Origin of the sequence: Pedobacter frigoris, assembly GCF_032678645.1 — a bacterium.
Lineage (GTDB): Bacteria > Bacteroidota > Bacteroidia > Sphingobacteriales > Sphingobacteriaceae > Pedobacter > Pedobacter frigoris_A.
On sequence record NZ_JAVTSP010000006.1, the window covers coordinates 16,910 to 30,595 of the forward strand.

The 13,686-nt window shown below is 37.8% G+C and carries 10 protein-coding genes; 2 read left to right on the plus strand and 8 right to left on the minus strand.

The window, feature by feature from the left end; all coding sequences use genetic code 11:
• Nucleotide 1: 1 nt before the first annotated feature.
• The 3 genes from pyrR to rpsA form a co-directional block, all read right to left on the minus strand.
• Nucleotides 2-550 (minus strand): bifunctional pyr operon transcriptional regulator/uracil phosphoribosyltransferase PyrR, encoded by a 549-nt coding sequence (gene pyrR / locus R2Q78_RS17545; RefSeq protein WP_316793850.1) that lies wholly within the window; start codon nt 548-550, stop codon nt 2-4.
• Between the two features lie 120 nt (nt 551-670).
• Entirely contained in the window at nt 671-2,290 is a 1,620-nt protein-coding gene (locus tag R2Q78_RS17550; RefSeq protein WP_316793851.1) for a beta-N-acetylhexosaminidase, read from the minus strand.
• 71 nt (nt 2,291-2,361) lie between these two features.
• A complete protein-coding gene (gene rpsA, locus R2Q78_RS17555) occupies nt 2,362-4,293 on the minus strand; it encodes a 30S ribosomal protein S1 (protein WP_316793852.1) in 1,932 nt (643 codons plus the stop codon).
• Between the two features lie 316 nt (nt 4,294-4,609).
• Here rpsA and R2Q78_RS17560 point away from each other — a divergent pair, with 316 nt between their 5' ends.
• Both R2Q78_RS17560 and R2Q78_RS17565 read left to right on the plus strand, forming a co-directional pair.
• A complete protein-coding gene (locus R2Q78_RS17560; RefSeq protein ID WP_316793853.1) occupies nt 4,610-5,641 on the plus strand; it encodes a LacI family DNA-binding transcriptional regulator in 1,032 nt (343 codons plus the stop codon).
• A 189-nt stretch (nt 5,642-5,830) separates the two neighbouring features.
• A complete protein-coding gene (locus tag R2Q78_RS17565) occupies nt 5,831-6,682 on the plus strand; it encodes an RNA polymerase sigma factor RpoD/SigA (RefSeq protein ID WP_316793854.1) in 852 nt (283 codons plus the stop codon).
• 72 nt (nt 6,683-6,754) lie between these two features.
• Here the strand turns inward: R2Q78_RS17565 and R2Q78_RS17570 are convergent, their stop codons facing one another.
• The 5 genes from R2Q78_RS17570 to R2Q78_RS17590 form a co-directional block, all read right to left on the minus strand.
• Nucleotides 6,755-6,934, minus strand: a complete 180-nt coding sequence (locus R2Q78_RS17570) for a hypothetical protein (protein ID WP_316793855.1) — start codon at nt 6,932-6,934, stop codon at nt 6,755-6,757.
• Between the two features lie 80 nt (nt 6,935-7,014).
• A complete protein-coding gene (locus tag R2Q78_RS17575; protein ID WP_316793857.1) occupies nt 7,015-8,334 on the minus strand; it encodes a HAMP domain-containing sensor histidine kinase in 1,320 nt (439 codons plus the stop codon).
• 25 nt (nt 8,335-8,359) lie between these two features.
• Nucleotides 8,360-9,037, minus strand: a complete 678-nt coding sequence (locus R2Q78_RS17580; RefSeq protein WP_316793858.1) for a response regulator transcription factor — start codon at nt 9,035-9,037, stop codon at nt 8,360-8,362.
• Between the two features lie 5 nt (nt 9,038-9,042).
• Nucleotides 9,043-10,452, minus strand: a complete 1,410-nt coding sequence (locus R2Q78_RS17585) for an efflux transporter outer membrane subunit (protein WP_316793859.1) — start codon at nt 10,450-10,452, stop codon at nt 9,043-9,045.
• A 12-nt stretch (nt 10,453-10,464) separates the two neighbouring features.
• Nucleotides 10,465-13,641, minus strand: a complete 3,177-nt coding sequence (locus R2Q78_RS17590) for an efflux RND transporter permease subunit (RefSeq protein ID WP_316793860.1) — start codon at nt 13,639-13,641, stop codon at nt 10,465-10,467.
• Nucleotides 13,642-13,686 lie beyond the last annotated feature (45 nt).

Consider the following 13,686-nt stretch of genomic DNA (forward strand, 5'->3'; position numbering starts at 1 on the left):
ATTATTTATTGCTTTCTGATAATAAGATAACTTTGTCTTCTCCTTCTGTCTCTTTCCAGCTCACTTTAACTTGTTGAGAGTTTAAGCTGTCCACCTGCTGACCGATATAGTCAGGCTCTATAGGTAGTTGCCTTGAAAAACGCCTGTCAATCAAAACCATGAGTTCTACTTTTGCCGGTCTTCCATAAGCTAGCAAAGCATCCATAGCCGCTCTGATCGTACGGCCTGTCCACAAAACATCGTCTATAAGGATTACATTTTTCCCTTCTATAATGAAGTCTATAGTATTGCTGTTTGCTGAAACAATTCCATCTTTCCTCCTAAAATCATCTCTGAAAAAAGTAATATCCAGATTTCCCTTTTTGATATTGGTTTTTTTAAGGATCAGTGAAAGTTCTTGCTGTACTCTGTCAGCGAAATAGCTTCCTCTTGGTTGGATGCCGATTAAAACAGTATTCGAAAAATCGATGTGGTTCTCAATTAATTGATGACAAAGTCTCTTAATTGTGATCTGGAATTTTTGACCGTCTAGCAGGGTTCTCTTTTGCATTGACTTAATAATTGCACAAATATAGCCAAAAAGTTGTAACCCCAAACTCGGTGAACGGGATTTTCTCAGTTTAGTTGATATCTGCTTTGTTTACAGGTTTTTGTTATTGATTAAATAATATTAATTATTGAGGTAGCGTTTGCTATAGTTGATACCCATTATGTCATATCTTTTAAACTGTGTTTCCAATCTTCGGTTGAAGTCTTTAAAATCGTGTTTGCTCTTCGGGCTCCAAAGTACTTCGCTCAGTGCATCAAGCCTTGGGAAAAGCATGTATTCTACTTTCTTAGGGTTGGTTATATACTCAGACCATAAATTACCCTGTGCACCCCAGATATATTTATGCTCGTCAGGAGTAAGAATAGCGGGAATTGGTTCATAATCATAAACGTCTTTTAATGGGAGATATCTTGCTGCCGTTAATGAATCGTCTTTTAGGAATTGCGAATGGTTAAAGTACATGAAGTTTTCGGGAGTCATGATCACTTTATGTTTTTGTTTAGCTGCAGCAACACCACCTTTTTCACCTCTCCAGCTCATTACAATGGCGTTTGGCGCCAGACCGCCATCAAGGATTTCATCCCAGCCAATAATAGTTTTGTTTTTGCTGTTTACAAATTTTTCGATTCGGTGTACGAGATAGCTTTGTAATCCATTTTCATCTTTAAGCTTCTTTTCCTTAATTAATTGCTGTGATAAAGCCGATTGTTTCCACCAGATTTTAGCACATTCATCCCCACCAATATGGATATATGGAGAAGGGAATAATGTCATCACCTCTGTTAGGACATCTTCTAGAAACTTAAAAGTTTTCTCTGTCGGCTGAACTACATTGTTAAATTTATTGAATATCCCCCAGGTTTGTGCGACTTGATAAGATTTGGTTGGAGTGGTACCAAATTCCGGGTAGGCCGCTAGAGCAGCCATGCTATGGCCCGGCATTTCAATTTCCGGTATTATGGTAATGTATCGCTCTGCAGCGTATTTAATGAGCTCTTTAACTTCTTCCTGAGTATAATATCCACCGTACCGTAAACCATCATTTCCGGTGCCAGGATAAAGTCCGATTATTGTGCCATTTCTCCAGGCTCCAATACTTGTTAGGCGTGGATATTTTTTGATCTCAATTCTCCATCCATGGTCATCAGTTAAGTGCCAATGGAAATAATTGAGCTTATGCATTGCGAGATAATCGATGTATTTCTTGATGAAACTTACATCAAAAAAATGCCGGCTTACATCGAGGTGCATACCGCGATAAGCAAACCGGGGATAATCTGTTACATCAACAGATGGCAGAGTTATCGTTCCTGATTGACTTCTGCTGGTTGGTAAAAGCTGAAGTATAGTTTGTACAGCATAGAATATTCCTTCTTGCGTAGGAGAGCCCGCATTCAGTACAGTCGAAAGAACTGAAACAAAATACTGGTTAGGATTGGGGTAAAGCTTTTTGTTTAATATCAGATTAATTGTATTCTTGCTTTTATCTTGATTAAAGTTTTCACTTATCCTGAGCTCGATCCCGTAATGCTTCGAAATATGATCTGACAGGAATTTTGCTGAAGGCATCAATTGGGCATCCGAAATGAAAATAACTGTATTGCTGCTCAGTTTAAAGGTTTGGTTGGGATATAGCCCTGCTCTTAATTGTACTGGTTGGGGAATGATATTTGGCAATTGTGCTCTAGCAGAAAATCCGAACGAAAGTAGGATAGTTAAAAGTATCGCGTAGTATTTCATTATAATGAGTTAAAAAAAAAGGCATCCCGGATAGGGGATGCCTTTAATATATAAGTTTTAAAGATTAAAGACTATTTTTTAGCCTTGTTTTCTTCACCTTCCATTTGTTGTTTCAACTGTGCAAGCACACCTAAATCACCTAATGTAGATTTTTCAACTGAATCTTTAACTTTTTTCACTGCATTGCTAGATGCTTTAGCTTCTTTTTTCTTAGTAGCTCTTTCTTCAGCAACAGCTTCAGCTTTAGCCTCTTCCCAGATACGGGCGTGAGAAACAACGATACGTTTAGCATCTTTGTTAAACTCGATGATTTTGAAATCATTAGTTTCTTCAGCTTTGATGGTTCCGCCATCTTCTTTAGCCATGTGTTTAGTAGGTACGAAACCTTCTACACCATAAGGTAAAGCAATAACAGCACCTTTATCAGTTACTTTAACAACTGTTCCCTGGTGGATTGAATCTACAGTAAAGATAGTTTCAAAAGTATCCCAAGGATTTTCTTCTAGTTGTTTGTGACCTAAGCTCAATTTGCGGCTTTCAACATCTAATTCAAGAACAACTACATCTAATGTATCACCAACTTTAGTGAATTCGTTAGGGTGGTTAACTTTTTTAGACCATGAAAGATCAGAAATGTGAATCAATCCGTCGATACCTTCTTCAATTTCAACAAATACACCGAAGTTAGTCATGTTTTTAACTACAGCAGTATGTTTGCTTCCGATTGGATATCTTTCAGCAACATTTTGCCAAGGATCTTGAGTCAATTGTTTAATACCTAAGCTCATTTTGCGCTCGTCTCTGTCTAAAGTTAAAACTTCAGCTTCGATCTCGTCGCCAACTTTCAAGAATTCTTGAGGGCTGCGCAGGTTTTGTGACCAGCTCATTTCTGAAACGTGGATCAACCCTTCAACACCAGGAATGATTTCTAAGAAAGCACCATAATCAGCTACAGTAACAATTTTACCTTTTACTTTAGAACCAACAGCTAAGTTAGTATCCAAAGATTCCCAAGGATGTGGAGTCAATTGTTTTAAGCCTAAAGCAATACGTTTTTTCTCGTCATCGAAGTCAAGAACAACCACATTGATTTTCTCATCTAAGCTCAATACTTCTTTTGGATGCTCTATGCGGCCCCAAGAAATATCAGTGATGTGAAGTAATCCGTCAACGCCACCCAAATCGATGAATACACCGAAGTCAGTAATGTTTTTAACAGTTCCTTCCAATACCTGACCTTTTTCAAGTTTAGATACGATTTCAACTTTTTGGCTTTCCAAGTCGTCTTCGATCAAGATTTTATGAGATACAACTACGTTTTTAAATTCGTGGTTAATCTTAACAACTTTGAATTCCATTGTTTTACCCACGTATACATCGTAATCGCGGATAGGTTTGATGTCAATTTGAGAACCAGGTAAGAAAGCCTCAACACCCATGATGTCAACGATAAGACCACCTTTAGTACGGCTTTTAACAAATCCGTTGATGATTCTGTCATTGTCAAGGGCCTCATTGATGGTTTCCCATGATCTTTGAGTTTTAGCTCTTTTACGAGATAAGATTAATTGGCCGTTTGCGTCTTCCGGAGCTTCCACGAAAACGTCAACTTTATCGCCAACTTTCAAATCAGGTGTATCACGGAATTCAGAAGTAGATACCAAACCGTCAGATTTAAATCCTACGTTTAATACTACGTCTTTGTTGTTGATTGAAACAACAGTTCCACTGATGATCTCACCCTGAGTGATTTGATTGAAAGTATCGGTATACATGTCTTCAAACTTTTTACGGTCTGCATCACTGTAATTACCGAAAGCTTTGTCATCTGCATCCCAGTCAAAATCTTGATCTGGTGTAGCCAATGATGACTTGATCTGTTCGATAGACACTGAATCAGCTTCTGACTCAATCGTCTCTTTTTCTGCCAGGCGAGCGTCTGCGCCTTGCAATTCGGCTGTTTTAGCCTCTAGTTCTTTTTCTGCTACTTGTTTTTTAGCCATTAAAATTAAATCTCCTTTTTCCCGTTAGGGACGGCAAAGATAGAAATTAATATTTTTAAAGAAAAGATTTTTTTTATAAATGTTGTTGATTTTGAAGCGGTTGTAAAGTTATCGAATGTTTTTAAATGAAATGCCTTAATTCTGGTCAAAGTGCAAACCATAATTTATTCCAGATTTCCTAAATAATAATACCCAATTGATTATCTGTTGATTCAATTATTATCAGATAAATCAGTAGCCTCTTTATGTATTTGCCCAAATAGTAATGATTTTAGTTCGATTTGCTATATTGCACTGCTAAAAGGGAAAAATTTTAATGGAAAAAAAGGTTTCAATCAAAGATATAGCTAAACGTCTTGGTATTTCTATCAGTACGGTTTCTTTTGTAGTAAATGGAAAGGCTAAAGAGAAGAGAATTAGTGAGGAACTTACCAAAAAGGTACTGCAACTTGTTGAAGAGCTTGACTATAAGCCTGATGCATTAGCTAAAAGTTTTCGTACCGGCAAAACCAATATCATCGGTTTCTTGGTTGACGACATCTCCGAACCCTTTTTTTCAGGTATAGCCAGGTTTATTGATGAAAAAGCTTCTCAAAAAGGCTACAAAATAATATATAGCAGTACGAGAAATAATAAGAAAAAGGCCATTGAGTTGTTGCAGATTTTTCAGGACAGGCATGTTGATGGTTATATTATAGCACTTCCGGAAGGGCTTGAGGATGAGGTTCAGACTTTAACGAAAAGCAGCAAACCAGTAGTATTATTTGATCGGTATTTTCCAGGATTAAAAACAGATTACGTGATTATTAATAACCAGGAAAGTACGTTCAATGCGACGGCACATCTTGTGGGCAATGGATATAAAAATATAGGTTTTGTAACTATTGATACAATAGAACAACAAATGCTTGATAGGTTGAAGGGATACGAAGAGGCAATTGCATCCAAAGGACTAAATGCCAATATCATTAAAATATCCTATTCAAAATCGGCAAATGGTATAGAACAGATTGCTGCTTATCTGCAAGAGGAAAAAAAACTCGATGCCGTTATATTTGCCACTAACTATTTGTGTATGGATGGATTAAGAGCTATTCAACGCTTGGGGTTGAAAATTACAGAAGACTTGGCGGTTGTGTCCTTTGATGATTTTGAATTGTTAGAGTTTTCTTCACCGACTATAACTGCTATAGCACAGCCTTTGGAGGAAATAGCTGAAAATATTATGCAAATCTTACTTAGCAGACTAAGCAGCCCCCGATCAGAACAGGGGCATAAACAGGTTGTTCTGCCAACCACATTAAATGTTAGAAATTCATCCCTGCCTAACATGAATTTACACCTTTAACAGGAAATTTTATCTTATTACAGAGTCATCTTCATTCAAAACAATAATTTTTGTCGATTTTCATTTAAATGTGGTTGTAGTTCTTTTCTTAGTGAATTTTGTGGTCAACTAATTAATATCAAAATTTAAGTCTGAAGCTCATCTTGATGCCGAACTACTTAATTTTTTAATTTATAAACCATAAAACTCATGAGGCAGATTAAAATCAACCAGACAATAATGAACAGGGACTCTAATTCTCTAAGTATATATTTAGCAGAAGTCAGCAAAATCCCGTTAATCGACATAGAAGAAGAGGTAATTCTTACCCGGAAAATAAAGAAGGGTGATCAGGCAGCCCTGCAAAAGCTTATCATATCCAATCTTCGTTTTGTGATTTCCATAGCAAAAAAATATCAAGGGTATGTAATGACATTGAATGACCTGATTAATGAAGGGAATTTGGGATTAATTGAAGCTGCAATGCGTTTTGATGAAACGAGAGGATTTAGATTCGTATCTTATTCTGTTTGGTGGATAAGACAATTTATCATACGCTTAATCCAGCAAAATGGAAGAGTAATCAGGCTGCCGAATAATCAGATACATTGGATGACTCAGATCAACAAAGTTCGGGATGTTTTCGAAAGTCTATTTGAACGGTTACCTACAAGCAATGAGATCGCTGATACGCTTCATTTGACAGTAGAGAAAGTAAACGAATATATTCATAACTCAAGTTATATTTACGCTCTGGATATGACGACCGGTAAAGAAGATACCATTACCTTATTGGATATTTTGGCTGACGAGAAATGCGATAAGACTGATCATTTGGTATGCGACAACACTTTTGCTTCTGAAGTAATCATGAGTCTGAAAATTTTGCCCAAAAGAACACAAAAAATCATAAACCTTTATTTTGGTATCAACGGATATCAGCAAACTATTTTATTAGAAATAGCAAATAAGGTAAGTTTGAGTAAAGAAAGGACCCGTCAAATTAAGGATGAAGGAATTGGAAAATTACGCAAATATTATAATGTTAAGCAACAAGCGTAAAAAGTGTATGGTCCTTAAATAAAAAAGCCGCCTGCTAGCATACAGACGGCTTAGACAAACCTAATGAACCTATTATTTGCCAGATTTTTTTGGAGCAACAGTTTTTGGGGTAGCTGTTGCTTCAGCTTTTTTTACTTCAGCTTTTTTGTGTTTTGTTTTATGAGCAACTGGTTTTTGAGCTGTTGTTGGAGTTTGAGCAAATGCGCCAAAAGTTGTTGCAACTAATGCTAACGCTAAGATTGTTTTTTTCATGTTGTAAAATCGTTTAGTGTTTTTTGTTAGATCAAAGTTGCATACTGAACATGAAGATTTCATGAAGATTAATAGGCAGGCTATCTCGATTTGAAAAATAACTTAACTACCGTTCCTTTTCCCTTTTCAGAATCAAGTACAATTTGAATTTGATGGAAATCTGCTATGCTGGATGCTATTGCAAGCCCAAGCCCATAGCTGTCTTGTTTATCGGATTGAAATTTTTCAAACCGAACGAAAGCTGTATTAACCTCTTCAGGAGTCATGCCCCGGCCACTATCTTCTATGATAAGCTGAAATCCATCAACTAGATCGTTACCATATATTTTGACAAAACCTGACCTTACATTGTATTTAATGGCATTACTTACAAGATTTGTAATCAGTATATGAAACAAAGAACGGTTTCCTTTAAAATGATAATCGTTACCCAATTCAATTTCAAGTCTTAAATCCATCATTAATAAGCGATGTTCAAGGTCCTCACAAACCTCCTGAACTGTTTCTTTTAGAGAAATGGTGTCAGCTTTAACATACTGGTCGTTTTCAATCTTTGAAATCAAAAGAAGACTGTTAATAATTGATTTTAGTCTGTTCAGCGTCTTTAAGCATGCAAAAATTTTATTTTCTCCTTCAACGCTTAGCGCTTCATCATTTAAAAGATTTTCCAGACGAGTATTCAGTACTGAAATAGGAGTAAGGAGTTCATGTGAAACATTAGCAATGAATTCCTTTTCCGTAAGAAATAGGCTCGCTATCTTCTTCATTAAAATACTGATACTTTGGTCAAGGATCTTAAAGTCTTTTGTACTTGTCTTTACAGGATTATAATTAAAGTTTATTGGATCATTGACCTTGTTCAACTTGCGGTCTATAATCTGATAAAATGGGGCAAGTAGGAATTGAGTAAAAGCCATATCTGAAATTAAAGTCAATACTACAGCTACAAGTAATATAAAGAAGGTGAATACCGAAATGGTATGCTCGAGCTGTGAAACTGCAGACATCGTTTCCCCAACCTCTAAACGGTATTTTTTACCTTCATAAATAAATTCTGAGGTTAAGATCTGGTATTCTTCATCATCATTTTCAATACTTCTTATTTCCTGACTGAAATGATCTTTTGTTTCTATCTCGTTACCTGCGTTTACTTCTTTAAGAATTATATATTCTTCCTTTAAAAGATTGTAATCTGTGAAAGTTCTTTGTTTCGTTAGCAGGTCGTTGATTTCTGAAACAGATAGATTGGCAATAAGCTTGGATTTTTTTTGAAGGAGACGATCCTGCAGATGCTTTACTGATATGTGATTGATGGTTGTCAATATCAGGATGCCGAGCATAGTGATGATTGCAATTTTGGTGAGCGTATTGTATAAGGCAAGCTTAAGTTGAAGTTTCATAATTCATGCGCTACACTGGTTTTTATCAGAAATTGATTCTATATCCTATACTTCTAACTGTTTCGAACCAATCTATTTTGGTATAGGCAGATAATTTTTTACGCAGATTTTTAACATGTACATCTACAAAATTAGAATCAGAATTGATTTCGAGAATATCACCCCAAACATGTTCTGTCAAATTTATCCTGGAGATTACTCTGTTTTTATTCAGTACAAGGTAATTGAAAATCTCGTATTCCTTATTGGTAAGGTTTATCCGTTCTCCGTTAAAACATAACTTACGATTTTTAATATCCAGCGTAAAATTATGGACATTAACTTCATTCATTTGCAGCTTATGCTTTCGCCTGATAATGGCATGCATACGAGCCAGGAGTTCCGTTAAAGAGAATGGTTTTGCAAGGTAATCATCTGCACCAGCTTCAAGGCCTTTAATCCTGTCATCAAGGTCTCCACGAGCTGTTAGTATAATCACAGCATCATCGCGACCAGGCAGTTCTTTAAGCTGGTGCAGTAATTCAAATCCATCTCCACCTGGTAAACCGAGGTCTAGTAAGATGAAATCGTAGGAGCTTACAAATATTTTCTCTGAGGCTGAAGATTTTTTCCATGCGTGTTCAATGGTATAACCTTCTTTCCCAAGAAAGGCGGCCATCTCAAGTGCTAATGTTTTTTCATCTTCAACAATCAGGATATTCATAAGGTTTAATTAGCTTTCCAGCCTCCACCAAGGGCTTTATAGAGATTTACTATAGCCTGTAATTTTTGCAACTGATCGTTAGTACTGCTTAATTGTGCATTAAGAAGACTTTGTTCAGAAGTCAATACATCCGTATAATTTGTTGCAGAACTATAACGTAGCAATTCTTTAGTGAAGTCAACAGCTTTTGTCAGAGATGAGATTTGTTTGGCTCTGGTAGTCTCTTTCTCAGCCGCAGTTTGATACGCAAACAGGGCATTGGAAACTTCTTGCCCGCCAACTAAAAGACTTTGCTGAAAGCTATAAAATGCTTGTTGTTGCTGGGCTTCAGCTGTTTTTAACCGGGCTTTATTTTGTCCCCTGTTAAAAATAGGCTGGGTGAGTCCCCCAATTAAATTATAGAAAATAGAATTGTCAAAAAAGTTCTTTAATGTTAAGCTGGATAAACCTCCGTTTGCGGTTAATGTAAGTGCAGGATAAAAGGAGGCTTTTGCTACATTTTTATTCTCAAACGCAGATCTGAACGTGAATTCAGCAGCCTGAACATCAGGACGATTTTGCAACAGTTGAGCAGATACGCCGGTTTGCAGATTATTGTAAGCCATCTGCTGATCCAAAGAAGAACGTTCAATACTGCCAGGGCCTTTCCCCAGCAAAACACTCAGCGCATTCTCTGTTTCCCTGATTGTTCTTTTCAAATCAGGTATCGTCACCTGTGCAGCATATAAATTAGCCTCACTTTGAACTACAGCTGCTCCATTTACAACCGCGCCTTCTTTTAAAGATTTCATGGTTTCCACATCAGTTTGTCGGATCTTTACAGTTTGCTCCGTAATGGCAAGTTGTTTATCCAGAGCAAGTAAGCTATAGTAATTGTTAGCGATGTTTGCAATAAGCTGAGTCTGTACCGCTCTTTTAGCTGCATCGGTTTGTAACAATGAAGCATATGCCGATCTTTTTGCACTACTGAGTTTTCCCCATATATCTGCTTCCCAACTGGTGCTCAGTTGGGCTTTATAGGTTTGAGTTTCTGTATTGATGTTAATTCCGGCAGGAAAATTTAAGGCTGCCCGGGATTGCTTTGAATCTGTTACGGACAAATCTGCTGATAAACTCGGTAGGAGTGCTGCACGGTTTTGCTGTAAGGTGGCCTCCGCAATTTTGATGCGTTCTACTGCTTGCTTAAGGTCCAGATTTTCGACCAATCCCTGCTGGATCAATGCTTGGAGCTTTGTGTCAGCAAATAAGGTTTTCCACGGTAAATCTGCTATTGTAGCAGTATCAGTGCTTGTATTTTCCCGGTAAAGATCACTGCTGTTTACTGCCGGGCGTTCGTATTTCTTAGTGACGCAGGAAGCGAGACTTAAAGCAGTAATGCTTATGATTAAATATGATTTATAATATTTAGAGTTCATGTTCTTTTTAAATTAATGTTCACGTGTGTCAACCTCAGGGAATTCAATAGCTTTCTGTGAGATATCAACACTTTCATCAAATGGTGATTTAGTGCTTACTTTTTCTTGTAAACTCTGGAAGACAATAAATAATGCCGGAATAACAAATATTCCAAATACTGTACCGATGAGCATGCCTCCGACAGCACCTGTTCCAATTGATTTATTACCTGCGGCACCAACACCTGTTGAAAGCATTAATGGCAACAGACCAAGAATAAATGCAAAAGAAGTCATTAAGATAGGACGTAGACGTGCGGTAGCTCCACTTATTGCCGCACTGACGATACTCATCCCTTTTCTTCTCCTGTCAACGGCATATTCTACAATCAAAATGGCATTTTTTGCGAGTAGACCCACAAGCATAATTAATGTAATCTGAGTATAAATGTTATTGTCTACCCCAAAAATCTTATCGAAAATGAATACCCCAGCTAAACCAATCGGCAAAGAGATCAATACAGCCAAAGGCAAAATATAACTCTCATATTGCGCACACAGTAGGAAGTACACGAAAATTACGCAGAGAAGGAATATAAATATAGTCTGACTTCCACTGGACATTTCCTCGCGTGACAATCCTGAAAACTCATATCCATAACCTACAGGCAAATGTATTGCGGCTTCTTCCTGAACTGCTTTTAACGCATCTCCAGAACTAAAACCCGGATTAGGGCTACCAGTTACGGCTATAGAAGTGTATAGATTGAAGCGTGAAATTGCTTGTGGTCCATATACTTTTTTCAGGGTGATGAACTCACTTATCGGTGCCATAGTACCACTGGAATTACGAACATAAATGCTATTCAGGCTTTGCTGATTGGCACGGTATTGCGCATCGGCCTGATACATTACACGATATTGTTTTCCAAACTTATTGAAGTTTGAAGCATATACTCCTCCATAGTACCCTTGTAGTACTCCAAGCACATCACTTACACTTAATCCGGCCTGTTTTACACGGGCGACATTCACATCAATCTGAAATTGTGGGAAATTAGGGTTAAATGAGGTCGAAGCATATTGTATCTCTGGTCTCTTGCTCAATGCAGCCAGAAATTCATTGCCTACAGTGTTGAACTTGTTAATGTCACCACCAGTTTTGTCCTGCAGCTGGAATTCAAAACCACCGCTGGTACCGAAACCCTGGATAGTAGGAGGTGCGAAGAAGATGATCTTTGCACCCTTAACATTCGCCGTTTTGGCAAACAACTCCCCGATAATAGCTTTTACATCACGTTGACGTTCGTCCCATGGTTTTAACTTGGAAATCACCATTCCGTATGAACTTCCCGAGCCGCTGATCATACTTCGGCCCACAACAGTCAACGAATACTTTACTTCGTCAATCGTGTGTACGATACTATCTATTTGCTTGATAACCTCATTGGTGCGTTCTAATGAAGTTGAAGGAGGTAATGAGATGTCCGACATTATCGTGCCCAAATCTTCATTTGGTACAAATCCTTTCGGTGTTGTATTCATTGCCCATACCAGCGCTACCGCAAAAACTGCAATGCCTAATCCGGCCAGCCATTGTTTTCTTGCCAAAAAGCTGACAGATCTTTTATAGCGATTGGTCATTAAGTCGAAGGAAGTATTGAACGCAGTATAAAATCTTTCCAGGAAATTTTTCTTATGTCCATGATCATCCTCATGAGGCTTTAAAAGCATAGCGCATAATGCCGGGCTCAATGTTAAAGCGTTTATCGCAGAAAGGATAATAGCAATTGCCAAGGTCAGGCCAAACTGTTTGTAGAATACTCCAGATGAGCCTTGAATAAAACTAACGGGAATAAATACCGCTGCCATGACCAGTGTAATCGAAATGATTGCACCTGTAATATCTTCCATCGCATCTATTGTTGCCTTTTTTGCAGATTTATAGCCATGGTCTAGTTTAGCGTGTACGGCCTCGACGACCACAATCGCATCATCCACCACAATACCAATAGCAAGTACTAATGCAAATAATGTGAGCAGGTTGATGGTAAAGCCAAATAAACTAAGAAAAAAGAATGTACCTATAATAGCAACAGGGACACTAATTGCCGGAATTAAAGTAGACCTGAAATCCTGAAGGAAAACAAATACCACAATAAACACCAGTATAAATGCTTCAATTAACGTATGTATTACTTTCTCAATAGAGGCATCCAGGAAATCATTTACGTTCACCAGAGCAGTGTAATGAACCCCTTTCGGGAAGTTCACAGACGCATCTTCCAGTACCTTCAATGATCCTTCAATTACGTCTTTTGCATTTGATCCGGCTGTTTGATTAATTGCGATACCTAAAGCTGGTTTACCATTAAATCGTACGGAGCTTGCATAGCTTTGTGCACCAAGTTCAATTCTGGCGATGTCTTTTAATCTCAAAACCTGACCGTTGGCAGCAGTCCTGATAATGATGTTGCTAAACTCCGTTTCATTTTTTAACCTGCCAGAATACTTTAGTGTATATTGAAATGATTGTTCTCCACGCTCTCCAAACTGGCCTGGCGCAGCTTCAATATTTTGTTCTGCAAGCGCAACACTCACATCATTTGGAACCAGACCGTAAGTTGCCATAACATCAGGTTTTAACCAGATACGCATCGTGTAGTCCATCAAACCAAATGCACTTGCATCACCCACACCATTAATCCTTTTAATCTGGGGAATCAAATTGATATTTGCATAGTTTTGTAAAAAGCTCTGATCATAAGAAGCGCTGTCGCTATAGATACCAAAGATCAATACATTACTGGCTTGTCTTTTTGCAGTAATCACTCCTGATCTGGTTACCTCAGCAGGTAATAGGCTGGACGCCCTCGCTACACGATTTTGTACGTTAACTGCTGCCAGATCTGCATTAGTTCCCAGTTTAAAATTGATGGTGATGGTCGCAGTACCGTCATTGCTCGCAGAAGAAGTCATGTAAGTCATGTCCTCCACACCGTTGATTTGTTCTTCCAATGGAATTACAACACTACTCATAACTACATCCGCATTAGCTCCCTGATAAGAGGCAGAAACCTGAACTGTAGGAGGGGCTATCTCCGGGTACTGCGATACTGGTAAAGTGATCAGTCCCAATACACCCAGTATAACTATTATAATCGATATAACCGTTGATAATACCGGTCTCTCTATAAATTTCTTAAACATATATTCTATTTCAACAGGCTTGAAAACCTAAATGTGATAAACAGT

Coding starts and splice junctions, on each gene's coding strand:
- pyrR (WP_316793850.1), bottom strand. CDS start 550: ATGCAAAAGAGAACCCTGCTAGACGGTCAAAAATTCCAGATCACAATT.
- R2Q78_RS17550 (WP_316793851.1), bottom strand. CDS start 2,290: ATGAAATACTACGCGATACTTTTAACTATCCTACTTTCGTTCGGATTT.
- rpsA (WP_316793852.1), bottom strand. CDS start 4,293: ATGGCTAAAAAACAAGTAGCAGAAAAAGAACTAGAGGCTAAAACAGCC.
- R2Q78_RS17560 (WP_316793853.1), top strand. CDS start 4,610: ATGGAAAAAAAGGTTTCAATCAAAGATATAGCTAAACGTCTTGGTATT.
- R2Q78_RS17565 (WP_316793854.1), top strand. CDS start 5,831: ATGAGGCAGATTAAAATCAACCAGACAATAATGAACAGGGACTCTAAT.
- R2Q78_RS17570 (WP_316793855.1), bottom strand. CDS start 6,934: ATGAAAAAAACAATCTTAGCGTTAGCATTAGTTGCAACAACTTTTGGC.
- R2Q78_RS17575 (WP_316793857.1), bottom strand. CDS start 8,334: ATGAAACTTCAACTTAAGCTTGCCTTATACAATACGCTCACCAAAATT.
- R2Q78_RS17580 (WP_316793858.1), bottom strand. CDS start 9,037: ATGAATATCCTGATTGTTGAAGATGAAAAAACATTAGCACTTGAGATG.
- R2Q78_RS17585 (WP_316793859.1), bottom strand. CDS start 10,452: ATGAACTCTAAATATTATAAATCATATTTAATCATAAGCATTACTGCT.
- R2Q78_RS17590 (WP_316793860.1), bottom strand. CDS start 13,641: ATGTTTAAGAAATTTATAGAGAGACCGGTATTATCAACGGTTATATCG.